Raw genomic sequence first — 25,293 nt, forward strand, 5'->3', positions numbered from 1 at the left:
TCCCGCAAAGATTGTCACACGTCCGGATCAGTTCAGCGACCGTGCATTTCGCGGCCACGGGTTCCGGGATGCAAATCAATCACGGTGCACAAGCGCCGGCATGGGGGAAACGATATGAAGCTGAAGCTCTTGCTGATCGGCTCCGTTGCAGCTTGCGGGCTGCTGCCTCGATCCGCACAGTCGTTTGAATTCGGCTACGCCGGCTATGCGCAGAAGCCGGGACTTGTCGTGGGGAATGGAGCATCCAATCCTCCTCCGGGCCTCTATGCGTTCGATCAGGTATTCACCTATCAGGCAAAACTCGCTGGACCCGGAGCGCCAATCATCGATGGCAACGCGACATCGGTTCACGCGGCCGCGGCAACCGCCGGCCTGTTCTGGGTACCCGGATGGACAATATTCGGGGCCTCGTACGACGCGGTCATCGCGCAGCCCTGGCTCATGGCCGACCTAGGCGATCCCATCAACATCAACCCGGCGGGTTTGCACAACACCTTCATCGCGCCGATCGAACTGAGTTGGAAACTTGGAGAGAGCGGTTTCTACGCGAGAGCCGGTCTCGGCCTCTATGCTCCCACCGGTGCGACCAGCGGCGCCAACGGCCTCGGCAATGTCGGCACGCCCTGGTGGGTTATTCAGCCGAACGTCCAGCTATCCTATCTCAGAGATGGCTGGAATCTCACAGCCAACCTGTTCGACGAGATCAACACCCGCAATCCGCTGACTGGCTACAGGAGCGGCGACATCCTGCACGCGGAATTCACCGCAACAAGGACCGTCGGCAAATGGACCGTCGGTCCGGTCGCCTACTACGTCGGTCAGATCAGCAACGACAAATCGAGCTCGTTCTACGGCGGCGCGATCAATACCAACCGCTACAACGTCTGGGCGGCGGGCGCGCTGGTCGGCTATGACTTTGGTCCTGCCACGCTGACCGTATGGGCTACGAGCGAAATCTCCGCGAGCGCGTCAGGAGGCACTCCGATCTCGGGCTCCGATCCGGCATCGATCAGCAAAGGAATCAGCCTCTTTGCCAATTTGAGCTACAGGCTCTGGAGCCCGGATGCGCCAGCCACTCCGAGCGCTGGACACCACAAATAGCAGAACAGCCAGCTGAGCCAATTCGCCCGATCACGATGAACGAGGCTGGCAACCGGCGCTGCGGCGGGTCACAGCTCACGACATCAACCGTTCAGGCGATTTGCTCGGCCCGCTTCGCCTCGGCGTCATACAGGCGGATTTGCAGTATCGGAAACCGCCGCTTCAAGTCCCGGGCGCCGGCCTCGGCGCCCTCTCTAGTCATGAACTCCGTCTTCACCTGGCCATCGACAATCAAAGCATAGCCGTCGTCAGGCAGCCCTTTCGACCGATTCATCGGCAAGTCCCCAGTCACGATATAGCGACCGAGTTATGGTGAGTCTGCCTGCCGGGGCAAGGCCCCGGCTCTGCGCGATACAACGCCTGGCAGTCAGCGCGCCGCTCCGAAACGCAGCCGGCGGATGAGCGCGATACCGCGCTCATCCGGGCAATCCACCATCTTAGGCATGCCACGCCGCAGACATCGTGCTTTGCAGGCTCGTATCGTTCGGCACGGTGTGGAGGCTCGAGCTGGTCGGGTCGAAGCCGGGATTGTTCGCGGAATAGGTTGCCATGGCCTGCACGAGTTGCGAGACCTGCCCGTCGATCTTCAGGCCGCCGGCCGTGATCTCCTGCAGCTGCGAACCGGCACCGGAGAACCAGCCGTTGACGGTGACGCTGGTGTTTGTGCCAAGTAGATCGACGAACAAATTGTCGCCGGATCGTCCGAACCAGAGTTGATCATTGCTGATCCCGACGAAATCGAGCTCGTTCTTCGAGCCCGAGGCGGTAGGCAGATTGATTGTCGCCTGCCCGGTTCCGGAGGACACCTGGTAGAAATTGCTCCTTGCGCCGCCGTTGGCGACCTCTGTGCCACCGCCGAACTGGAAGACGTTGGTGCCATAAGCGTTTCCGCTCAGCGACGCATTGGACGTCGATCCAACCCAGGTATAAGTGGTCGCAGCATCCCTGACCTGATCCCTGCTCCAGCTCACGCCATCGGAGAAGCTGACGCCAAGACCAGTGTTGTATGGCGACAGTTCGTTCATCAGCGTGACGGTCTTGCCGGTCGAAGTGACCGCCAGCATGACGTCGTCATTGCCGGCGTTGCGTGACAGCGTCACGCCGGTCGAGGCGATATCCTGCAGCACCAGCGCGCCACCATTGTCGTCGACGATATCGTTGCCGCCGGCCGAGGTGTAGATGTAGGTGTCAAAACCGTCCTTGCCGTTGAGGTACTTGTCGCCGAGCCCAGCCACCAGCGTGTCGTTGCGGCCGTCAAAGCCATAGATCGATCCGCCATTGGCCGCGCTTGCCTGATCCAGCAAATTCTGCTCGACCTGATCCCTGCTCCAGCTCACGCCGTCGGAGAAATTGATGCCGAGGCCGCTGTTGTAAGGCGAGAACTCGCTCTTGATCGTCACGGTCTTGCCGGTCGAGGTCACCGTCAGCACCAGGTCCCAACCGTCGCGATCGCGCGACATCGTCACGCCGGTCGAGGCGATGTCCTGCAGCACCAACGTGCCGCCGGTGTCGTCGATCACATCATTGCCGCCGACCGAGGCGTAGATGTAAGTGTCAGTGCCATCCTTGCCGTTGAGGTACTTGTCACCGAGCCCAGCCACCAGCGTGTCGTTGCGGCCGTCAAAGCCATAGATCGCCCCGCCATTGGCAGCGCTCGCCTGATCGAGCAGCTTCTGCTCGATCTGGTCCCTGCTCCAGCTCACGCCGTCAGAGAAGTTGATGCCGAGACCGCTGTTGTAAGGCGAGAACTCGCTCTTGATCGTCACGGTCTTGCCGGTCGATGTCACCGTCAGCACCAGATCCCAACCGTCGCGATCGCGCGACAGCGTCACGCCGGTCGAGGCGATATCCTGCATCACCAACGTGCCGCCGGTGTCGTCAACCACATCATTGCCGCCGGCCGAGGTGTAGATGTAGGTGTCAGTTCCATCCTTGCCGTTCAGATATTTGTCGCCCAGCCCCGCCACCAGCGTATCGTTGCGGCCGTCAAAGCCGTAGATCGATCCGCCATTGGCGGCGCTCGCCTGATCGAGCAGCTTCTGCTCGATCAGGTCCCTGCTCCAGCTCACGCCATCGGAGAAGTTGATGCCGAGACCGCTGTTGTAAGGCGAGAACTCGCTCTTGATCGTCACGGTTTTGCCGGTTGAGGCCACCGTCAGCACCAGGTCCCAGCTATCGTGATCACGTGACAGCGTCACGCCGGTTGAGGCGATGTCCTGCATCACCAGCGTGCCGCTGATGTCGTCGATCACATCATTGCCGCCTGCCGAGGTGTAGATGTAAGTGTCAATACCGTCCTTGCCGTTGAGGTACTTGTCACCAAGCCCAGCCACCAGCGTGTCATTACGGCCGTCAAAGCCGTAGATCGATCCGCCATTGGCGGCGCTCGCCTGATCCAAGAGCTTCTGCTCGACCTGATCCCTGGTCCAGCTCACACCGTCGGAGAAATTGACGCCGAGACCGCCGATATAAGGCGAGAACTCACTCTTGATCGTCACGGTCTTGCCGGTCGAGGTCACCGTCAGCACCAGATCCCAACTGTCGCGATCACGTGACAGCGTCACGCCAGTCGAAGCGATGTCCTGCATCAGCAGAGTCGATTGGCTGTTTGCATCATTGATGACATCATCACCACCGATCGTCGAATAGACGTACCGATGCTGCTTGCCGTCGCCGTTGACCAGCTGATTGCCGGTCCCCAGCACGATTTCATATCCGGGAGTCGACTCAACAGCCGTCGCGTCGATTGTCGTACGATTCCAGATCGTCCCATCGGCAAACTTGATATAGTTGATGCCATAGACCGAGCTGCCACCGTTGTAGAACTGATAGAGTACGGTCACGCTGTCGCCAGTCGCCGGCACCTTGACGATCATCTGGTCGCCGGATCGGCTCAGTTGGACTTCCGACGGTAAGATATCAGTCAATTCTAGCGTATCGTTGCGCTGATAGCCGCTACCGCTGTTGTCCAAGGTATCGTGCCCATCGCCTTTCGCAAACAAGATGCGATCTGCCCCTGTCCCTGTCAGCACGACCCTGTCATCGCCCAAGCCCGGAATGACGATAGTCCCGTCGCCAGGCGGATTGATGGTGTCGTTACCGCTCGTTCCGCGGACCGGCGAATTGACCGCAATCGTCGCGCGATCCCAGATCGTCCCGTCGGAAAACTTGATATAGTTGATGCCGTAGACCGAGCTGCCACCGTTGTAGAACTGGTAGAGAACCGTGACGCTGTCGCCTGTCGCCGGCACCTTGACGATCAACTGATCGCCGGATCGGCTCAACTGAACTTCCGATGGCAGGATATCGTTCAATTCCAGCGTATCGTTGCGCTGGTAGCCGCTACCGCTGTTGTCGAGAGTGTCGTGACCATCGCCTTTCGCAAACAAGATGCGATCCGCGCCTGTCCCTGTCAGCACGACCCTGTCATCGCCCAGGCCCGGAATGACGATAGTCCCGTCACCAGGCGGACTGATGGTGTCGTTGCCGCTCGTTCCGCGGACCGCCGCATTCGCCGCAATCGTTGCGCGATCCCAGACCGTTCCATCAGCAAACTTGAGATGACTGACTCCCTTGGAATTGCCATCACCCGAGAACTGATACTTGACAGTGAGGCTGTCGCCCGTCGACGTCACGGTGACGACCATTTGATCGCCGGAACGGCTGAGTTGGACTTCGGAGGAGAGAATGTCGGTCAGCTCGAGCGTGTCGCCCCTTTGATAGCCTGATCCCGGATTATCAAGCGTATCGTGACCATCGCCCTTAGCGAATTTGATCGTGTCGCTTCCGGCTCCAGAGACGCTGATCGTGTCATCTCCCCGGCCAGCATCGACCGTGACACCATCGGCAGGCAGCGAAATTGAATCATTGCCGCTGGTTCCGCGCACCCAGGCGTGGACCGCGATGGTCGCACGATCCCATACCGTGCCGTCGGCAAAGGTAATTTGCTCGATTCCTACATAGGATGAACCTGATCTAAACTGCCCGGCAACGGTGACAATCTCACCCGTCGCCAAGATCTGAACAAGCAGGTTTTCGCCGGATCGGGTCAAGGCCACGCCACCGGGCGCGACGTCCAGCAGGCGAAGTGTATCGACTTCGGCAGCCTGGTCCACTCCATCATCTATTGTGTCGTTTCCGTCACCAGCACGGTACAAATAGGTGTCACTACCTGAGAATCCGCGGATCACATCCTGACCGCGACCACCATTCAGCAAGTCGTCTCCGTTCGTACCGTCAATTTGATCATTTCCGTCCGTGCCGCGTTGCTCGGCCCGCGCAGCCACATCCGCCTTCCCCAGACAGTTCCATCGGAAAACACGAACTGCTCGACACCGGATTGAGTCCAGGCGAACTGATTCCGCAGCGTGAGTGTCTCGCCGGTGGCAACGATGCGAATGACGAGGTCCTTGCCGGTCCTTAAGGTCTCGATGGCGTCAGAATTCAACCCAACGAGCTCGACACGGTCGATGCCGTCGACATTGTCTTCGATAACAACGTCGTTTCCAGAACCGACGCCAAAGCGATAGACGTCGCTTCCGGCATAGCCCTCCATGGTGTCGTCGCCGCCGCCACTCTCGAAGGTTTCCGACGCGCTCGATCCAGTCAGGTGCTCGGCCGCCGATGTACCGAGGATAAGTCCCCCTTCGAGATGGGCAACTATTGCACTTCGATCCCAAACTGTTCCGTCAGCGAATTCGACGCGCTCGATCCCCGACCCCGGTGCTTCAGCGAGTTGACCCTCCAATGTGATCGTGCCCGACAGCCCGATGCGGAGCACCAGATCTTTCGTGCTGAGAGAACTGCGACCAACGCGCACGTCCGCCGGAGCAATTCCAGCGGCAAGAACAAGGCGGTCGACGTCATTTGCCGCTTCGGTCTCGACAATGCGATCGTCGCCGTCGCCGGCCGCATAGAGGTACTGATCGCTGCCCGACTTGCCAACCAGGCGATCGTTCCCGCCGAGCCCCTGCAAGACATCGGCTCCGACGCCGCCGGTCAGAATATCGTCCGCGGCGGTTCCGACGAAGATATCGGGTCCATCCGTGACCCCGATAGTAACGGTCGATGTGACCGATAGACCATCCGCATCGGTTGACCGAATGGTCAAGGCCAATTGCGGGGTTGCCTCGAAGTCGATCACAGCTCCGGACTTGACGCGAATCTCATTGCCGACGATCTCGAAGAGATCAGCCGCACCGCCCACAATTGCGTAGGTATGGGTGTCACCCACGTTCGGGTCGCTGGTCGACAGCGTGCCCACCACGGTGCCGGCGGGAGCATTTTCCTGGACCTGGCCACCCGCTACAGCAATGCTGGTTGGCGCAAGATTGTCGAACGAACGGAAACTGAAATCGCTCGCCGACAGCGCCGCAAGGCTGACACCGGTCAAGGTCAACGTGCCGTTCGCTCCAGCCGCGATCACAACATCGGAGCCTACCTGGCTCGCGGCTGCCACCACCGCGTCGAAATTGGCAAAGACCTGACGGTCAAATTCGATTATTGCCCCGGCTCCGGCCACGAAATCTGTAATCCGGTCGTTACCGAAATTCTGACCGAAGAGGAACGTATCGGCGTCGCCACCGCCGGACAACACGTCGTCGCCCGTTCCTCCATCCAGGATATCCCGGCCAAGGTTGCCGTTCAGGATATCGTCGCCTGCTCCACCGAGCAGATGGTCATCGCCCATTCCGCCAAACAGCGTGTCCGCACCGTCACCACCTTCGATGACGTCATCACCGGAACGTCCGTCCAGAATGTCGGACCCGGAGCCTCCGATCAGCAGATTGGCTCCGGCATCGCCGAATATCTGGTCGTCGAAGGCAGTGCCGATCACATTCTCCACGCTCTCGATCTGGGCAATCGTACGCAGGGTGCCGGTGGTCACTGACATTGCATCGGTCGTCTGCGCTTCCTTCTGGAAGTTCACGAGATCGACCAAGACTGCGGCGCCAAAGCCGCTGAAATCCGCGGTGTCTACTCCCTCGCCGCCATTCAGGTCGTCCTTGTCGCCAGCTTCGCTTACGCTGACGACCAGCACATCATTGCCCAATCCGCCATACTGGAGGTCGCTTCCCGCCTTGCCGTCGATGATGTCATTGCCGGCCTCGCCATAGAGATTCTCGGAGATGGCCGAGCCAATGATCACATCGTCCCCGGGCGTTCCGGCGAAGAACGGGGCTGCCGTCGTACCAGCGATCGTTGCCCGGTCCCATTCAGTGCCGTCGGCGAAGCGAATGATCTCGATTCCATGCCCCGGAGCACGGAAGTCGTCGGTGAACTGGCCGACGATCCGAATCGCCTCCCCTGTGTCCTTGATCGTGATCAGGAGATCATTGCCCGCACGGCTGAGCTCGACGCCGGCAGGATTGATATCCTTGAGGACAAGCGAATCGGGAAGGGTGTTTCCACCCGCGGCCTGATCATCGATCGTGTCGTTACCATCGCCCTTGCTGTAGATGTAGGTGTCGCTACCGTCCTCCAGACTATGATTTGAGGTGACGATCAGATCGTCACCCTTGCCGCCCTCGAACGTGTCGTTCCAGGTACTGCCACTGAGCACGTCCCGCCCGTCGGTGCCGCGGAACCAGGCCTCTTGCTGGATCCGCACACGATCCCATTGGGTACCGTCGGCAAAGCGAATGATCTCCATTCCTTGCCCCGGAGCCCGGAAATCGTCATCGAATTGACGGATGATCCGGATCGTCTCCCCGGTCTCCTTGATCTTGACCAGAAGGTCGAGGCCCACCCGGCTCAGTTCTATTCCGGCAGGGTCGATGTCCGTCAGGACGAGCGTATCGGTGAGCTTGGTCCCGCCTGCTGCGGAGGCTCCTTCATCGATCGTATCGTTGCCATCGCCCTTGTTATAGATGTAGGTATCGGCGCCGTTCTCAAAGCTGTAGTTGGAATTGACGATGAGGTCGTCGCCCTTGCCGCCCTCGAATGTATCATTCCAGCCCTCGCTCCATCCCCCGCCACTCAGCACGTCCCGTCCGTCCGTGCCGCGGTACCAGGCCTCCTGCTGGATACGTATCCGATCAAACTTGGTGCCGTCAGCGAAACGGATGAACTCCAGTCCCTGTCCCGCGGCATGAAAGTCGTCACTGAATTGGCCGGCGATCCGGATCGTTTCTCCCGTCTCCTTGATCAGGACCAGGAGATCATTGCCCACGCGGCTCAGCACGGCATCGGCCGGATTGATGTCCTTGAGAACGAGGGTATCCGAAAGCGTCGTTCCGCCTGACGCCCACGCCCCGTCATCGATCGTGTCGTTGCCGTCGCCCTTGCTGTAGATGTAAGTGTCGGCACCGTTCTCGAAACCGTGGTTTGAGTTGGTAAGGATATCGTCGCCTTTGCCGCCCTCGAACGTATCGTCTCCGGCTCCGCCGTCGAGATAGTCGTCTCCTGCGTCGCCATACAGATAGTCGTTGCCATCTCCGCCCATGAGCTGATCGAGACCGCCGCCGCCATGCAACTCGTCATTGCCGTCGCGGCCAAATAGAACGTCGTTGCCGTCAGCTCCACTGAGAAGACTGCGATCGCCCCAGAGAATATCGTCTCCATCGCCTCCATCCAAGATGTCATCCCCGAGGCCGCCGATCAGGAGGTCATTGCCCCCAAGTCCGAACAGCGTGTTGTGACCAATCCCATTCAGGGTCCCGTCACCTCCGATGTCGAAGTCACCATTGAGAATATCATTGTAGTAGTCGTGACCATCGCGATCGACGAACCCGCGGTAGGAGTCGTTCGATCCAAAATGATATTGTCCGTAGGTGTCTCCATAGTGTCCGAACTCATCGTAGAAATAGCTATAGATCAGGGTCTGCGATCCATCGACGTCCCGGTAGAACGAATACGTCTTGATATCCCGCCCGAGATAATCCCTGCCCAGACGCTCGAAGATCGCTTGCCGATCCCAGGTGACGCCGCCTGCAAATTCGATCGACTCGATCCCCCACGATGTCTTGTTCCAATCATTGTGCAGGTTGCCGACGCTGTTGAGCATGTTGTCGACCTGGATCGTCTCACCCGTCGACAGGATGGTGATGAGCAGGGTGTCTCCCTGATTGGACAGACGAACGTCATCCGCCGACACGTCGCTCAGCCGCAGTACGTCTCCAACAGACGGCAAACTCTCAGCGATACGATCGTTGCCGTCGCCCTTCTTCCATAAGTAAAGGTCGGCTCCCTCGCTGCCATCAAGGACATCGTCGCCCTTCTTGCCGATAAAGACATCGTCCAATCGTGAGCCCACGAGCGAGTTAGCCGTGTCATCTCCACGGATCCAGGCTTGCTGCTGTATTTGATCCCGGTTGAGCGTCACACCGTCGGCAAAAATGATGCTGTCGATCCCCTGCGCATGACCATGCCAATCCTCAGCGGAATACGAATGATTGAAGAAGTTGATGTCGTTGATGACCTCTCCGGTCGAGAGGATCTTGATAAGGAGCTGATTTCCGGAGCGCGACAATTCGACGTCAGCGCGATTGATGTCCGTCAGAATGAGACGGTCGGCGGTCGATTCAGTCCAATCATCGATGGTGTCGTATCCATCGCCTCGACCGTAGAAAATGGTGTCATTGCCATCGCCCGGCCGGATCAGATCGTCTCCCTTGCCGCCATGGATGATATCATTACCTGCGGAGCCGTTGATCACGTTGCCGTATCCATCGCCGCGATACCAGCTCGCATTCTTGATCTGCGTCCGATCCCATTCCGTCCCATCGGCAAAGCGCAGAATATCGATGCCCTGTCCGGCGAAGAAGCCCTCGACCGCCACCGTTCTCTGTGTCCCCGTGACGTGGATCAACAGATCATCGCCGATCCGGTCGAACGTGAGGTCCGCTGAATTCAAGTCGGTGAGTACAAGTCTGTCAGTATCCGTCGTTGGTCCGCTGTCCCGGATCCACAGGTCGCCATCCTGCTTGGCATAGACGTAGATGTCGCTGCCGGCCCCGCCACTGAGCGCGTCACCACCACCGCCGCCGATGAAGACGTCTTGACCAGAGGTGCCGTTGATACCTTCGGCCGCTGTGGTTCCGAGAAAGGCCGTTCCATCAGCGATGTGAATTGCAACTACTCGCAGAGTCTCGCTGGCGATGTTCACTAGACGCGGGACCACAGCTCGGGCGTATGCCGCGCGATCCCCATCAAAAGCAGCGCTGACAATGCCGTCTAGGCCACAGAGGGCCCTAATGAGATAGGTCGCCTGATCGCCGGCCCCGATTGGAGCGTTCGCAATAATTGCATCGAGCACTGACACTATGTTTCCGGGCGAACCGAGAGACGGACTATCAGAACCGCGAACGTCTAACGCCAATGCCCCAAAAAATAGATAAGGACTCGCAAACGCGTCAGCAATACTAATCGTCCCACGAGCTAGTCCACTTGGAATTACCTGCGCCAAAAACGCAACTTCGAAGATACTCAATATTTGCTGAAATGTGGCTTCAATTTGCGAACCGAAGCCAGCTGTGCTCGGAAAGGTACGAAGCCCATCGCCGCGCCGACTCTCCACGTAAGTCTGGCCGAAGAACGCTTCCTCGAAGGCCAAATGACGCCCGTCAACGTATGGCCCACGACCAGCAGGGCCAACATCTTGCACGCCCGCCCAGCGCAATAGTAGCGCTTCGAGCCGAACGCGCAGTTCGGCAGGCGGGAGCTTCAGAGCGGTATCCGCAAGCGCCGTCCAATCTGCGCGGAATGAGCCATCAGTACTTGCCTTGTAGGCCACGCTGTGAAGGAGACCCGACCCAGTAAACTGCGGTAGCAAGCTAACACCTTCGACGGGGATGAAATCACCCTCGTCCGGTGCAGCATGCCGCTTATCGACTTGCAGACCGATCGACTGTATAATTCCGTCCGTACCATTGCTGTTCGTAAATGCGCCTTGATATGCAACTAGGTTGCCGGCGTTGGTTCCTCCAACGGCAATGCGCATTAGGGATATCGAAGTAACACCCGCTTCTGCGAGCGTCTCAAGCTCCCCCTGGTCCGAGACGCCGTTCTGATTGAGATCTCTCCAAACTCGCAGCTTGCTGAAATCCGCATCCTTCGAATCTATTACTCCATCCTGATTAGAATCGAGGATCTCCAGAACCGCAAAGCCGTCCTCAGTATCAGATCCGAATAGCTCCAATCCGTTGTCAATAGTCCCGTTCCCATTGCTATCTATCGCGAGGATTCCGTCATTCGGGTTGATCCACGCGGTACGCTCCGAAGAACCGTCGCCCGCGAAGTCGAAATGTGTGCCAGATTCGTCCAATGATGAGAGCTCAATGCCGTTGTTGTTGAGATCCAACACAAGCGGGTCGTGATTTTCATGTCGCAGGAATGGAGTCAGTTTGTCCCAGAGAAAATCGGCGGCTTTCGTGCCCAGCCAAGCCCCACCCCACGCCAAACCGACCGCGATCAACCCGAGCGCAAGAGGGGGGATGAGTAAGGGGGCCTCGGCAACCAAAGCCGCGCCGAGAACTGCTTCCAAGATTGTCGGAAGCGCTGCCGCGAGTAAGAGGCCAAGATCGGCTCCAACATTTGCGCCTAGCCATTCCGCGAATATCTGACCAACGACCTCAGGTGCTGACTTTTCCAGATTGTGCCCTTCGATATAGGCGCTCTCCACCGAGCCTAGATAATTGGCAAACAATCCAAGTAAGTTTCCAACAGCTTTCGCCTGTGGGCTAGTCGACGCCGAATTGAGCGTCGCTCCGATGGCCGAGATGACGTCGGCGAGATCTTTGACATCGCTAGCTGTGGTCGGCATCGCTATTCTCCATTTTACGTACAACACTTGGCGCGACTGGACGCCTCGGTAGAGGCAGCGCGGCGGCACAAATTGCGAAGGCCAGAGGAAGGATCACGAACAGAACGACGTATCCGACCACCCTTCCATCGAGAATCGTTTGTTGCAGATCCTTGTGCACCGTATGGCCGGGAACAAAGAGCTCGAGCCAAAGGCCGAACAGGAAGAATGCCAGGGGCGCTAGAACCTGCCAGTTGCGACGCAAATCGCCAAGGATAGACGGCAGATTGCGTAGGATCGATACCCCGAGGCACGGCAAGGAAGCCGCATAAATCAACACGAGCGGCAGAAACAGATTGTCAAACCTCGTCTTCGCAAAAGCGTCATTGGGATCAATCGGATAGACATCCGCAAAGGCTTGCGCGATCGAAGACAGTTGAAAGAGACGAACGTCGCCACCGGCGGACTGAGCAATGCAGAACACAACAATGGCGATCAAGCTCACTGCGCATTGAAGCAGGAACATGAGGCTCGCTACTCGCTGAAACAACGGCAAACCGCGTCTGTGAAAGTAGACGTAGTACATTGCCAACCAGAACCCAGCTGGGCGAGACGTCTCAGGCACTAGGTGCCCCTTTGACCTGCTCGTCGCCATGGAACGTACCCATCGCTATTCCCCATATCGACTCTCGAACTCTCCGCGCCGCCGCGCTGAGGCAAAAGTCACGACTATTCCCGGCATCAGATGCAGTTTGCGCAGACTCGACCTATTTTTCGGCGAACGAATCGAGGAGCGAACGAAGCCGCTTCCTTATCTCGTCGGCCTGGTAGACGTATTTGCGGCTGAAATCTAATGTAAGAACGCCCCACCCGGCTCCGGTTGGATCCACAATTATGCAATCAGGTCGCTTGTCCGCAACCTTGTTGCACGCGAAAATCAAAGGGCCTTCAGGCGTATCCTTTAAAAACAGATCGGAGTCAGCCTCACATAATTGGTACCCGAATTCGACCGAGCGAAAAGCGCCCGAGCCTTTCTCCTCACATCGAAGCTTCCATAGAAGCCTCCGTTCGGACCAATCCAACTCCTTCTGCCCACCGCGGATTCTCGCATTAACCTGATCTCCGTATCCCTCGTAAATCGGGCCCTTTACGAACCTGTCAGCATTATTTGCCGTCCTGGGCTCCAGATTGGGAAGCAGAACGTAGATCTCGAACATAGTCTCTCTGGGATCAGCGCTTGATCCGTTCAGATCCACCAAATAGCTACGTGGAATCTTGTAGATTTTGTCGCCGAAAGCGATCGGGATCGTCCTCGTCTCGAGCGACGGATGATTTTGCCACAGCTCCTCAACAGAGGCATGCCTTTGCAACCTGTCCGCTAAGGACTTGTGCTCGAGCAGCAGGTCGGCAGGTTGACAAAACATGTTGTAGCTCAGGAAGGAGCCTGCGATCGGCGCAACCGCAACGGCGCCACCGACAAGCCACTTCATCACATTGGACGTATCGCTGCGGGTGCGAATGCTCGTTGGATCGTATTGCCTTCGCCCAAACTCAGACATTTCCCCGCTCCGCTCTTGTCGTCGGCCGGCACGCCGGTGGCATAGCCGGCTGGTGAACCGTGATGATGTGAGTACAGACGTTCGCTTCAAGCCGAAGCGGCCTGTCGCGTACTCACGCGTATTGAGTGGAGCAAGAGCCATCACCTCTCTCTTAGGCTTTCCTGCCTGTAGCGCATCACCGGTGACATCAGATATTCGATAATCCGTCGCGTGCCGGTTTTGACCTCAACAGTGACCGCCATGCCCGGTGCTAGGCTGACGAGCCGATCATCGATCTGCATCCTAGTCCCGTCGAGCGCAATTCGCGCCGAATAAACCAGCTGCTGTCCCTCTGGCTCGCTCGACTCCGACAGCGCTCCGCCCTTCTTTGCCACGGCGCCATCTTTCGGCTTCTCCATCACGATGGCGTCCTGAGATACACTTACAACCTTGCCCTGCAGCAGGCCGTACCGGGTGAAATTGAACGTATCGATTTTGACTTCCGCGCTCTGACCCGCGCTGACAAACCCGATATCCCGGTTCGGGATCATCGCCTCGGCCTCAATCCGGCTGTTGGCGGGCACGACGATCATCAGCTGCTGCGCGGCCGTCACCACACCGCCAATCGTGTGCAGCGCGAGCTGCTGGACCGTGCCATCGATCGGCGAGCGCAGAACCTGCTCATTCATCTTGCGCTCGGCCTTGACCAGATCCTGACTCAACTCTTCGACCTTCTTCTGGGCGTCGGAGAGATCACTTAGCACCTGCCGCTCGAACCCGGATTTGGTCTGTCCGAGTTGCTGCTCCAGAGCCTGTCGGGCGGCTTCGATTTCCACCAGCTTGCGGCTCTGAACGACCCGCTCGTTCTGCTGGTCAAGCATCCGGGCTTGTGCATCGAGGTAGGCGATCTGGTTGCCGTACTGGATTTGCATCGCGTCTCGACGGATCTTTGCAGTCTGCTCGACCAGCGGCAGCGAGGCATCGATCTTGGCAACGGTCGCGGCAATGGACTCTGCCTCGGCGCGCTTCTGCTCCACCTGCCGCACGATCGACGCCATCTTGGCGAGCTGTTCGGCCGCCTGCGCTTGCATCGCCGCGCGGGTCCGCGCCAAGTCGCGCTCCGAGACCCCGGCTGGTGCAGCAATGTCTCGCGCGCCGTCCAATCGATCGAAATTGTCCCGGAGCGCACCGAGACGGGCGACGTCAAGTTGCGCCAGGATCAGGTCCTGCGTTACCCGCCGCTGCTCGGCCTGCGTCACGGTACGATCGAGCTCGATCAGGACTTGCCCGGCCGCAACCTGATCGCCATCTCGGACATGAATGGCTGACACGGTCCCCGTCTCGAGCGGCTGGATCGTCTTTGACCGCCCCGTCGGCACGATCTTGCCTTGAGCCGTGGCAATGATGTCGACATGCCCGAAGGTCGCCCAGGCGACGGCGATGGCGAAGAACAGGATGATCGTGCCACCGATCGCCCGCCCTACCGGTGAGGCCGGCGTCTCAATGATCTCGAGCGCCGCCGGTAGGAACTGACGTGCCGTGTCGGCTCGCGACTTCCGAAATGTAATGACGTCCGCGGTCGCCGCGCCCTTGGGTGATGGATCAGGCGACGACATGAAGCCCAGCCTGGATCTGGTGAAGTGTTGCGTAGCGGCCGGCCTGCTTGATCAACTCATCGTGGGTGCCATCCTCCACCAGCCGCCCACCTTCGATGGTGATGATCCGGTCGGCGTGCCGCACCGCCGATAGCCGATGCGCGATGATGAAGACAGTGCGTCCCGCGGAAATCCGCCGCATGTTGCGCTGGATGATGCTTTCACTCTCATAGTCGAGCGCGCTGGTCGCTTCGTCGAAAATCAGGATTCTTGGATTGGTCACAAGCGCCCGTGCAATCGCGATCCGCTGGCGCTGACCGCCGGACAGGCTCGCACCGCGCTCGCCGACCACCGTGTTGTATCCATCGGGCAGCCCGAGAATGAACTCGTGGGCGCCTGCCAGCTCGGCCGCGGCGATGATCCGCTCCATCGGCATGCCGGGATCGGCCAGTGCGATGTTGTCGCGGATCGAGCGGTTGAACAGCACGTTCTCCTGCAAGACGGAACCGACTTGTCGGCGCAGCCAGGCGACGTCGGCGACCGTCAGGTCGATGCCGTCGATCAAGACACGGCCGGCTTCCGGCACATAAAGCCGCTGCAACAGCTTCGTGAGGGTCGACTTGCCCGAACCGGAGGGCCCTACGATACCAATCACCTGGCCGGCCGCGACCTTGAGCGAGACGTCGTGCAGGGCAAGAGGTGCGTCAAGACGATAGCGGAAGTCGATGTGTTCGAACGTGACATTGCCCTGGATCGGCGGAAGTGCGGCGCGGGACGCATCGAAGGTCGGCTCCGGCGTCGTATTGAGGATGTCACCGAGTCGCGCGATCGAGACTCGCGCTTGATGGAAGTCCTGCCACAGTTGTGCCAACCGCAGCACCGGTTGGGCGACCCGCCCGGCAAGCATGTTGAAGGCAATCAATTCGCCGACCGTCAGTTGACCTTCGATGACCAGATGGGCCCCGAAATAGAGCGTCAATGCCGTGACGATCTTGCTGATGAACTGGACGGCTTGGCTGGTCCAGTTGCCAAGTGACAGGACGTCGAAGCTCGAACCGACATAGCCGGCAAGCTGCTCTTCCCAACGCCGCTGCATCTGCGGCTCGATCGCCATCGCCTTCAGGGTCTGGATACCGCTCACGCTCTCGACCAGGAACGCCTGGTTTTCGGCGCCGCGGTCGAATTTCCGCTCCAGCCGTTGCCGGAATATCGGGGTAACGCCGGCCGACAGCGCGATGTAGAACGGAAACGAGCCGACCACGATCCAGGCCAACAGCGGCGAATAGTAGAACATCACCGCGAGGAACACGAAGGTGAAGGCAAGATCGATCACCAAGGTGAGCGCCGAACTGGTGAGGAAGTTCCGGATGTTTTCGAGCTCCCGCACCCTCGCCACCGAGTCGCCCGCCCTGCGGGCTTCAAAATATCCGATCGGCAATGCGATCAGATGGCGAAACAGGCGCGCACCAAGCTCGACATCGATCCGGTTGGTGGTGTGGGAGAACACGTAGGTGCGAAGCGCACCGAGAACCGTCTCGAAGATCGAAACGGTAATGAGGCCAATGACCAGGACGTCAAGCGTAGTGAATCCTCGATGGGTCAGCACCTTGTCGGTGACGACCTGGAAGAACAGCGGCGTGACCAGCGCGAACAGCTGCAGAAAGAATGACGCGACAAGCACCTCAGCCAATAGCCGCCGGTACTTGTGCATCGCCTGCAGGAACCAGGTGATATCAAAACGGCGCACCAGATCAGCCAGCGAAGCGCGCCGGGTCATCAGAACGACGGCCCCGTTCCAATTTGCCTCGAAGTCAGCGCGCTTGATGGCCTGCGGCCGCTGCTCCAGCGGATCCTGGATGAGAATATCGTTCTCGGTCACCTTGCCGATGATGACGAAGCTCTCGTCTCGCCGCTGAACGATGGCGGGCAGCGGCAAGCGTGCCAGGCCTGTCCAGGTTTCCTTGACGGCACGAGCCTTGAGCTTCAACTCCTTCGCACAACGCAACATCTCGGCAACGCCGATCGCGCGACCAGCGAACTGATGCGCAATCTGTGCGGGGTCAACCGAGACCTGATGGAACCGGAGAAGAAGCGCGAGACACTGCAGACCCGAATCCGGACTTAACGCTTCCATGGTCCCCATGCCACCCAAAGTCGTGCGCTTGGAGTCCTACACTTTCATTTCTCATCAGTAAAATGGAAACAGTTAGATACTTTCCGTCGAGCGAGGAACTCGCGGCGCGGAGAACGCAGAGAAATCAAACAAGAAGAACTTTTTCTGCATCTATCCATTGCCAACACACAGACCGTCATCGCGGCTCTCGCGCCGGAGCCACATGCGACTTGTTGCGTGGAAGATCTTCTGCCTGATGATCTTTTGAAACCCAACGGCCATCATCGCCTCTTCGGGCGACAGCCCTTTTCCAACAATGACAAGGGGACGATGCGGCGTATGGTCGCATCACAATAGTAACCGGGCGCGCTCGCTGAAGAACGCATCGAAGAGTGTCGCTTGCTAACCGCCACTGCCACGGTTCTTGAGCCAGACGACGGCCGCACCGATCGCAGCCGTCAGCACTCCGCTCCACCAGATTGACCTCGGGCGCGCGGCGCTGATCGAACTGAGGTAAAGGAATGCGCCAAGCATTACACCATAGTGCTTGCGAAACTCCCCGCTTCTGCGGGCGATCTCAACGAGGTCCGAAGACCTCGCCTGCTGATCCGACATCACGATGACCTCACCTGGGATCGAGCCACAATGATACGGGTGAGTTGGGTATTTCGTCCAGCCATATTTCGTATTTTCCGAATAATGTGATCGAGGCATTCCGTGCTCTGACGCGAGGATCGATGCCGCAAGGCCGCGACGCGGCACGGCCCACGAGAGCCCGTCCGCATCCTGCGGCGCACAAGCCGCCTCCTCTGGATGCCGAGTTCGTTCCGCGGGAGAAGGTGGTCGGTACCGCCGGGAGCTGTCCTTCGGGAGCCATCCTTGCGCCAAGGATCTATCCACAAGCATTGCTGCACCGTCGCCGGTCCGATCGGCTAGACTGCCGGACGCTCAACCAAATAATCGTCCGTCGCTCGATATGACCGTTCAACCGCCCCTTGCCGAGATCGCCGGCATGCTGGAGCAGTCACCCGACTACCGGGTGCTGCGCCGGCTGGTTCCCCGCTCCGACTTTACGCCCAGCGACGGGCAATCGACCAAGACCGCAATCCTGCTCGATGTCGAGACCACCGGCCTCGATACTGCCCGCGACGAGATCATTGAGCTCGGGATGGTCAAGTTCACCTATCTTCCAGATGGAAGGATCGGCCGGGTCATCGACACCTTCAGCTGCTTCAACCAGCCATCAATCCCGATTCCCACCGAGATCACGGCGCTGACGGGCATTACCGACGAGATGGTCGAAGGCCACAGCCTGGATACCGAACGCATCAGCGAGTTCGTCTCGGACGCGGTCGTGATCATTGCCCACAATGCGGGCTTCGACCGCAAATTCATGGAGCGCTACGCCGCCCTCTTCATCCACAAGGCCTGGGCCTGTTCGGTCAGCGAGGTCGAATGGCGTAGCCTCGGCTTCGAGGGTTCGCGCCTGTCCTACCTCTTGATGAAAGCCGGGCTGTTTCATGAGGCGCACCGGGCGGTCGACGATTGCCTTGCGCTGCTCGAGATTCTCGCGATCACCCTGGCAGGGTTCGATCGCACCGTGCTCTCCGTGCTGCTCGAGCGGGCCCGCCGCAAGACAATTCGGATCTGGGCCGAGCAGTCGCCCTTCGAGCTGAAGGACGCTCTCAAGCGCCGCGGCTATCGCTGGAGCGACGGCGCCGACGGCCGGCCGCGATCCTGGTACGTCGACGTCGACGAGAGCAATCAGAATATCGAAATCGAATACCTGCAGGACACGATCTATCAGGCGGGCATTGATATCCAGATCCAGACACTGACTGCGTTCGACCGCTTTTCAGTAAGAGGCTAACTTGCGAGTGAATGCCGGCGCGGCGCGATGCTTGCGTTCAACCAACGTTGCGACTAGCGACGAGCCAGGAAAACTCCTAACAGAAATGCGACTGCAATGGATTGAAGCGGAGCCGCCCTCGTCGCTACGCTCAAATGATGCAGCCACCGATCCTGCTGCGGCCGGGGTTCGAACATGGTGTCTTCAGCCATACGACGGATCGCTTCGGATGCCTGATCTATTCGCTGTTCTGGCGTAGCGGTCGGCGCCATGGAAAATTCGTCAACCATGTGATCTTCCTCGCGCCTGCGCGTGACGCTCGTACGTTATCGACGCACCAACAGACTTATTGCCTGAGCATCAACGTCCACCGAACGCTGGCTGTTCCTAAGCGCCCTGGGGTTGCAATAGCCAGCGGCCAACCTTCATTCTCCTCGTTTCGGCTCCGCCCCAGACTCCATCCACCAGGAGCCAGGAGCCGCTTGTGCCGCAGCGCGGTACCACCTTTGCCCCACACCGCGCGTCGACGAAGACGCGAGCCTCCTGACCACGTATTCGGATCTGGAGGATGCCGCTGCAACCGGCTCAACGCCGAAGTTGGGGCCGCCCGCGACTTGGAACCGCGGACAGCCCCTGCCAGCCGGCACTTCAACTCTCCCTACCGGGCCAATACTTCGCTTTGGTTCCGATCCAGTGCTCGGCGTCGGCTTCCGTTTCGAAATCTCCGATGTGAGAATCCGGCCCATTGCCGGTCTTGACCGCTACAAACCAGCGACCGTCCTTTGTCTTCTCGGGCTGGAAATGAGGCGTCTTGATCGGCATACCGCTCGCTATAAGATTCTGAAGTGAAACATTCTACCATGCTGCGACCACGCCAGACGCTTAGCCCATACGGAGCATGTGAATGACCCATCTGGCCTATCAAGATCGCCAAGCGTATTGCTAAAAAACGAGGAGCCCCCATTCGCGCGGATACAACGCACGTGATTTAAGGCCCATGATCGTCCCCTCGGAATAGCGCAGGGATGTTCGCTATGCTAACGACGTCCAGGCAAGAGACAGAAGCGCTCTCATGCAAATGCGACGCTTGCGGTCGTCATATGGCGCTGTTGGCCGAGCTCTCCTCCGTTGGCAAGTACGAAGCGGTCAATGTGTTTCGTTGCTATGGCTGCAACTCGGTGAAGTCGGAGCAAGAGGCCCGGCGCTGAGTTGCATCCTTGACCAGCCGCTTGTTGTTTGACGTTCTCCTGGCGCGAGTGCTGATGGCCTATCTACCTTTCGCTGGCACGATATCGATCTAGCCTTCAGGTGCGGGTAGCGTCAGCCGGGAAACTGCGGTTGGATCAGCGATACGATCATCAAGACGGCAATCAGAAGTGCGGGCGTGCAGCTCACCACAGCTGCCAACCAAAGCTCGGCGTTGGGGAACATTTCAGAATTGTCCTGCATGGTCATCCTCCATGTGATCAACGGCCGCCGCTGGTGGTCGTTCCCGGCAGGCCGGTTCGTTGACATCAGAGGCATGTGCCACGGACCGCAGTGGCCTAGTCGTATTCCGCGCCGCAACAGCTTGACAATCTTCCGCGCTTTCCGATTCCCGCTTGCTGGATCGGTATGGGCTCGAAATCTCGGGAGTGCATGTCGGCACCACCGTCGGGCATCTATCCGAACCGGCAACACAAGCCCGGCCCGAAGCCGGCGCCTGCTTATCAGGCCTGGAACGCGCGCACGCTCGCCTTTCAAGGCACGGCCAACCGTCCTCAGCCCTCGGCGATGCTCTGCACGCCGTCTACCGTTACCTCGAGGAAGTGCTTCGGCTGCAAGATGATCAGACGCTGGCATTAGATATCGTAAGGCGTCCGAAGTGGGGGCCAATCCACGAGTTCGAGCGCGACATGCGATGCAAGGCATCGCTTGCGCCGAACTGATCACTCTTTCAAGCACAGCCACCTGGTGGATTTGTGAACGAACAAGATCTCAGCCACGAATCTCCGTCGACTTGGTGCCCTGGAGAACCATAATCTCTGCGGGCACAACTTTAGTCTTAGCTCGATTGATCCAACAACCTCAGTGCAGCTATTATCGGACCGGCTGGGGGAGTACTTGGAAATGCGACTATGGAATATCGCTGCCGCGTGTTTGCTGCTTGCAACGACCGCGGGCCTGTCGGGATGTATGGAGACTGCTGGCCCTTCTTTTAACGGACCGTCGGGCAAGCCGGTGAGCACAGCGAAATGTTACGCTTCGTCTGCTGGCTGCTTACAGCAAGCTTCACAAGCGTGTGCCGGTCCCTATCAGGTTCTCGATAGCGAAAGCCATTCCGGTGGTCTTGTCGCGGACCTCATGCCTGGACCGGTTACTTGGTACACGCTCACTTATCAATGCGGCCCGTCCGATGGGAAAATGCCGACGTTTGCTTTTCGAGGGCAGCAATTCGTCGATACACCTTCGGTAGTCGTCAACACGGCACCTAATCCCTCTCCCGGTCTTTCGCCACAGATCACGTGCCAATCAAGGCGCGTCGGCGGAATGGTGCAGACGACCTGCTAATTCGTTGGGCGTCACGGTTAATGAGTAAGCGGCGAGACCAAACGTCTGATATGGCCTCGGCGGAGTAGTGGACATGCATGGCAGCATCTGTGGCCAGCGGCTCGGGATGAGGTCGCAGGGATAAGCCCTGCTCGTCCCGGCTCTCAAAGGAACCATTTGGGTATACTCGACATTACCTACCTGCGGCGGCTGCACGATTGCACTGATATCGTAGGTCTACGATGGTGCGTAAGCCACGATCAATTTCTCCCAAAGTCGAAGAACGTGCAAGGATGCCGCGCGGGCAAAGGCCTGTAGGTACCATCGCCGCGCGAGAGCATCAGCAATCGGGTCCTACCCTTCGTGCGGCACAATATGTGCGGATGTCGTCCGATCCTCAGAAATACTCGATCGAAATACAAATCGCTGCCATCGCTGTCTATGCAGCACGCCACGGCATGGAAATCGTCCGCACCTATGCTGATCCAGGGCGCAGCGGTCTAACGATTGCCCGCCGCAAAGGTTTACAGCAACTTATTGATGACGTCGACAGTGGGCGGTCGGACTTCAATTGTGTGCTTGTCTTCGACATTAGCCGTTGGGGACGTTTTCAGGACACCGACGAAAGCGCCTGCTACGAGTTCATCTGCAGACGGGCGGGAATATCGGTTCACTATTGCTCTGAAGAATTTGAGAACGATGGCAGCCTGTCGTCGGTGATCCTCAAGAACTTGAAGCGCGCTGGAGCTGCTGGCTTCAGCCGGGACCTCTCGCGAAATGTGTTCATGGGTCAGTCGAATATCGTCGACCGGGGATACTGGCGAGGCGGAGCGGCACCCTACGGGTTGCGTCGGATGCTCGTTGACGCAAGCGGCAGGCGTAAGGCGGTGCTCGAGCGAGGTCAACAGAAGAACTTGAAATCTGAACGGGTCGTTCTCGTCCGGGGGCCCAGCTCGGAAGTCAAGATCGTCCGCCACATCTTCTCGTCGTTCGTGGTACACAAGAAAAATAGAACGCAAATCGCGGAAGAGCTGAACGCTAAAGGCATATTGAGTCCCGGCGGGAAACGATGGACCGCGCTCACTGTCAGCAATCTCCTCGCGAATGAGATTTATTTGGGTCATATCGTCTTCAATCGCAGCTCGATGAAGCTCGCCGGGCGACGTGTCGATAACCCACCTGAAATGTGGATACGCCACGACAACGCTTTCGAAGGTATCGTCGATCCGCGTCTTTTTGCTCGGACACGAAAGCGGCTCGCTGAAGTCGCAAATAACAAGAAGGAAACCGATCAGCAGTTGCTTGATAGTTTAGCGGCTCTCCTGCGACGAAGGGGCCGGTTGTCAGTGCACATCATCCAGGCCGCAAAGGGCGTGCGTCACCCTGCCGTATACACAAAGCGATTTGGCTCGCTCATGAGAGCCTATGAGCTTGTCGGCTACAGGCCCAGCAATCGGTACCGCTTTTTAGAGATCGCCGTCGAAATTGATCGCACGATCTGCTCGGTGGTTGATGACATTATCATCAATCTTCGGGGGCGCGGCGTGAACGCCTCGTTCTTGCACGAACTGTACCTTGTTACAATTTCCGGAGGATTGACCGTATCGGTAGCGGTGGCGCGCGCCGTCTCGGACGGGGACGCCAAGTCTCGCCGATGGGAGGTACGAAAGCTCAAGTACCAAAAGGCCGAACTTACGCTCTTGGTTCGGATGGACAGCGGCAACAACCGCATTCGCGACTATTTCCTTCTCCCGACCGCTGCACTTCCGCTGACAAAGGACAGAAAGAAGCTACGCGTGTCAGATCGTCTCTTCAGTCGAATGCGGCTCGACAGCCTTGAGGCCGTTATGGCAGCTCTCTATGGTAGGCTGCGTGCATCGCGAGAAGACGACAGCAGGATAAACGCTCTTCCCCTGCCGATTCAAACTGGAAGCGCGACCTTCCGAACTCAGCCAGATACTGGCACAAAGAACATATCGCTCCGCAAGAAAGTCGGGTGGCGCACGCCACTGATCGAGCGCAAGGGGGGGGGCCCCAGGACTGACCTTGGCAGAATTTTCCTAGCTTCATGCGCAAATTCGACTTATCGCGGCGACATGGTCAATTTGGGATCGAGACCCACGATGTCTCCACCTTCAGCTCCACGTTGACACCTAGGCACAATCGAGATGTCCCCTGCCGGATATTGCCATAAACTGCGGAATCTGCTTCGACAGTGATCATTGGTTGCACGGTCGGCGAGCCAATATTTCGAAATGGAGCTTGCGACAAGCATGAGAACGGTGCGGTCATCCCTGCGTTCCGGTGACCGGTCCGGTCCAAGGTCGGCGTCACGCCGGCCGAAAGCCCCAGCCGCAAGCCGAGGGCGCAAGGACGATTCCGACAAGGGCTCAGCTGTGTCAACGCCCAAGTCCGAGCGGTCGCGAGACCTCATCCTGCATTCCGCGGCGCAGCTGTTTCACCGGCAGGGATTTTCGGCCACGACGCTGCGTCAGATCGCAGCGAGGGCGAAGATCAAGGCCGGCAGCATCTATTACCACTTCGACTCCAAGGAGGAGATTCTCGACGAGGTGCTGGATCGCGGCCTCCGCCACGTGTTCGAGACGGTGAAGAATTCGGTCGAAAGTGCCGGAAAAGTATCCCACCGGCGCAGGATCGGCCTCGCCATCGAGGCCCACCTCGTCGCGCTGCTTGAGACCAGCGACTTCACCTCGGCCAACATCCGCATCTATGGGCAATTGCCGGAGCACCTGAAGAAGCCGCACCGACCGTTGCGCCGCGCCTACGCCGAGTATTGGGATCAGCTCTTCATCGATGCCAGGCGCGCTGGCGAAATCCGCGCCGACATGGAGGTGGTGCCGCTCCGGATGTTCGTGATCGGTGCCCTCAATTGGACCATTGAATGGTTCAGGCTGGAAAACCGGGATGCCGTGCTCGAACTGGCCCGCCGCACGGAGACGCTGATCTTCGAAGGCGTCAACAAGCCCTGATCCCGCTCTATCGGCCCTGCCAGATCGGCTTTCGCTTCTCTGCGAACGCCTTCGGTCCTTCTATCGCATCGAGGCTGGCGTAGACCTCCTCGTGCAGCCGCTCTGCTTCAATCACGCCCTGTGTGAGTCCCAGGTCCATTGCGGCAAGCACACTTGCCTTGGCCGCCTTGACCGACAACGGCGCGCCTTCGACGATCTTTCGCGCCAATTCAAGCGCACGTTCACGCACAGCGTTCGGCGTGTCCTCAAGCGAGTTCGTGAAACCGTGCTCCGCAAGCCGCTCGATCGGCACGGTCTCGCCGGTGAGCACCATCTCCATCAGCAGCGGCTGCGGCACCATCCACAGCATCGGGACCGCCCATGGTGATCCGCGCCCCATCTTCACCTCGGTGATCCCGGCACGTGTACCGCGCAATCCGACCCGTATGTCACACTTCAGCGCAAGCATCATCCCGCCGGCCATCAAGGACCCGGTCATTGCGGCAATGATCGGCTTCGAAACCTTCCGCATCGTGTGCTGCATGGGATCGCGCATTCGTGTGAGGATATCCACACCGTCCCTCGCCCGGATCTCCGCGGCCTGCTTCAGATCCAGCCCGGCGCAGAATACTCCACAGTCCGCCGAAGTCAGGATGATCACCCGGACGGAAGGATCGGCTTCGGCCGTGCTCCATGCGTCGGTCAGGCCGTTCATCGCCTCGACCGAGAGTGCGTTCTTCCGTTCGGGACGGTCGATAATCACGGTCGCGATCCCGTCCTCGACCGAATAGCGAACCTGAGGTTTTCCGGTCACGATATCTTCTTCCTTGAATTCTAACATTTGTTAGAATACATCGC

At 58.8% G+C, this 25,293-nt stretch carries 14 protein-coding genes; 4 read left to right on the forward strand and 10 right to left on the reverse strand.

Features of this window, described 5'->3' with window-relative positions; translation table 11 throughout:
• Nucleotides 1-114 precede the first annotated feature (114 nt).
• Complete coding sequence (locus tag CWS35_RS28925; protein ID WP_100955018.1) at nucleotides 115-1,101, forward strand: transporter; 987 nt, start codon at nucleotides 115-117, stop codon at nucleotides 1,099-1,101.
• 91 nt (nucleotides 1,102-1,192) lie between these two features.
• Here CWS35_RS28925 and CWS35_RS28930 read toward each other — a convergent pair whose 3' ends face one another.
• The 7 genes from CWS35_RS28930 to CWS35_RS28960 all read right to left on the reverse strand — a co-directional run bounded on the left by CWS35_RS28930 (nucleotide 1,193) and on the right by CWS35_RS28960 (nucleotide 17,109).
• Complete coding sequence (locus CWS35_RS28930; RefSeq protein ID WP_100955019.1) at nucleotides 1,193-1,375, reverse strand: hypothetical protein; 183 nt, start codon at nucleotides 1,373-1,375, stop codon at nucleotides 1,193-1,195.
• A 163-nt stretch (nucleotides 1,376-1,538) separates the two neighbouring features.
• Complete coding sequence (locus CWS35_RS28935; protein WP_100955020.1) at nucleotides 1,539-5,387, reverse strand: calcium-binding protein; 3,849 nt, start codon at nucleotides 5,385-5,387, stop codon at nucleotides 1,539-1,541.
• Entirely contained in the window at nucleotides 5,312-11,863 is a 6,552-nt protein-coding gene (locus tag CWS35_RS28940; RefSeq protein WP_100955021.1) for a calcium-binding protein, read from the reverse strand. The genes CWS35_RS28935 and CWS35_RS28940 overlap by 76 nt, the downstream gene beginning before the upstream one ends.
• On the reverse strand, nucleotides 11,847-12,428 hold the full coding sequence (locus CWS35_RS28945) for a hypothetical protein (protein ID WP_157817260.1): 582 nt from the start codon (nucleotides 12,426-12,428) through the stop codon (nucleotides 11,847-11,849). The genes CWS35_RS28940 and CWS35_RS28945 overlap by 17 nt, the downstream gene beginning before the upstream one ends.
• 181 nt (nucleotides 12,429-12,609) lie before the next feature.
• Nucleotides 12,610-13,401, reverse strand: a complete 792-nt coding sequence (locus CWS35_RS28950; RefSeq protein WP_100955023.1) for a hypothetical protein — start codon at nucleotides 13,399-13,401, stop codon at nucleotides 12,610-12,612.
• A 140-nt stretch (nucleotides 13,402-13,541) separates the two neighbouring features.
• Nucleotides 13,542-14,996, reverse strand: a complete 1,455-nt coding sequence (locus CWS35_RS28955; RefSeq protein ID WP_100955024.1) for an HlyD family type I secretion periplasmic adaptor subunit — start codon at nucleotides 14,994-14,996, stop codon at nucleotides 13,542-13,544.
• On the reverse strand, nucleotides 14,983-17,109 hold the full coding sequence (locus CWS35_RS28960; protein ID WP_100955025.1) for a type I secretion system permease/ATPase: 2,127 nt from the start codon (nucleotides 17,107-17,109) through the stop codon (nucleotides 14,983-14,985). Before CWS35_RS28960 ends, CWS35_RS28955 begins: the two co-directional genes overlap by 14 nt.
• Before the next feature lie 955 nt (nucleotides 17,110-18,064).
• Between CWS35_RS28960 and CWS35_RS28970 the strand changes: the two genes are divergently transcribed.
• Nucleotides 18,065-18,958 (forward strand): 3'-5' exonuclease, encoded by an 894-nt coding sequence (locus CWS35_RS28970; protein ID WP_100955027.1) that lies wholly within the window; start codon nucleotides 18,065-18,067, stop codon nucleotides 18,956-18,958.
• 53 nt (nucleotides 18,959-19,011) lie between these two features.
• On the opposite strand, the gene CWS35_RS39170 is transcribed toward CWS35_RS28970, so the two are convergent.
• Nucleotides 19,012-19,227, reverse strand: a complete 216-nt coding sequence (locus CWS35_RS39170; protein ID WP_157817261.1) for a hypothetical protein — start codon at nucleotides 19,225-19,227, stop codon at nucleotides 19,012-19,014.
• Nucleotides 19,228-20,257: 1,030 nt separating this feature from the next.
• Nucleotides 20,258-20,386, reverse strand: a complete 129-nt coding sequence (locus CWS35_RS40445) for a hypothetical protein (protein ID WP_256387927.1) — start codon at nucleotides 20,384-20,386, stop codon at nucleotides 20,258-20,260.
• A 1,457-nt stretch (nucleotides 20,387-21,843) separates the two neighbouring features.
• On the opposite strand from CWS35_RS40445, the gene CWS35_RS28990 reads away from it, so the two are divergent.
• Together CWS35_RS28990 and CWS35_RS28995 are read left to right on the forward strand one after the other, a co-directional pair.
• Nucleotides 21,844-23,616 carry a recombinase family protein gene (locus CWS35_RS28990; RefSeq protein WP_371682880.1) on the forward strand — a complete coding sequence of 591 codons (1,773 nt, stop codon included), beginning with the start codon at nucleotides 21,844-21,846 and terminating at the stop codon, nucleotides 23,614-23,616.
• Between the two features lie 246 nt (nucleotides 23,617-23,862).
• Nucleotides 23,863-24,456: a TetR/AcrR family transcriptional regulator gene (locus CWS35_RS28995; RefSeq protein ID WP_157817262.1), complete on the forward strand. Its 594-nt coding sequence runs from the start codon at nucleotides 23,863-23,865 to the stop codon at nucleotides 24,454-24,456.
• Between the two features lie 7 nt (nucleotides 24,457-24,463).
• Here the strand turns inward: CWS35_RS28995 and CWS35_RS29000 are convergent, their stop codons facing one another.
• Entirely contained in the window at nucleotides 24,464-25,276 is an 813-nt protein-coding gene (locus CWS35_RS29000; protein WP_100955031.1) for an enoyl-CoA hydratase/isomerase family protein, read from the reverse strand.
• Nucleotides 25,277-25,293 lie beyond the last annotated feature (17 nt).

This window comes from Bradyrhizobium sp. SK17, from assembly GCF_002831585.1.
Classification (GTDB): domain Bacteria; phylum Pseudomonadota; class Alphaproteobacteria; order Rhizobiales; family Xanthobacteraceae; genus Bradyrhizobium.

What these genes read in the sequence shown, in the direction of transcription:
- CWS35_RS28930 (WP_100955019.1), bottom strand. Translation starts at nt 1,375, where the DNA reads ATGAATCGGTCGAAAGGGCTGCCTGACGACGGCTATGCTTTGATTGTC.
- CWS35_RS28950 (WP_100955023.1), bottom strand. Translation starts at nt 13,401, where the DNA reads ATGTCTGAGTTTGGGCGAAGGCAATACGATCCAACGAGCATTCGCACC.
- CWS35_RS28925 (WP_100955018.1), top strand. Translation starts at nt 115, where the DNA reads ATGAAGCTGAAGCTCTTGCTGATCGGCTCCGTTGCAGCTTGCGGGCTG.
- CWS35_RS28940 (WP_100955021.1), bottom strand. Translation starts at nt 11,863, where the DNA reads ATGCCGACCACAGCTAGCGATGTCAAAGATCTCGCCGACGTCATCTCG.
- CWS35_RS28945 (WP_157817260.1), bottom strand. Translation starts at nt 12,428, where the DNA reads ATGTACTACGTCTACTTTCACAGACGCGGTTTGCCGTTGTTTCAGCGA.
- CWS35_RS39170 (WP_157817261.1), bottom strand. Translation starts at nt 19,227, where the DNA reads ATGGTTGACGAATTTTCCATGGCGCCGACCGCTACGCCAGAACAGCGA.
- CWS35_RS29000 (WP_100955031.1), bottom strand. Translation starts at nt 25,276, where the DNA reads ATGTTAGAATTCAAGGAAGAAGATATCGTGACCGGAAAACCTCAGGTT.
- CWS35_RS40445 (WP_256387927.1), bottom strand. Translation starts at nt 20,386, where the DNA reads ATGCAGGACAATTCTGAAATGTTCCCCAACGCCGAGCTTTGGTTGGCA.
- CWS35_RS28960 (WP_100955025.1), bottom strand. Translation starts at nt 17,109, where the DNA reads ATGGAAGCGTTAAGTCCGGATTCGGGTCTGCAGTGTCTCGCGCTTCTT.
- CWS35_RS28970 (WP_100955027.1), top strand. Translation starts at nt 18,065, where the DNA reads ATGACCGTTCAACCGCCCCTTGCCGAGATCGCCGGCATGCTGGAGCAG.
- CWS35_RS28955 (WP_100955024.1), bottom strand. Translation starts at nt 14,996, where the DNA reads ATGTCGTCGCCTGATCCATCACCCAAGGGCGCGGCGACCGCGGACGTC.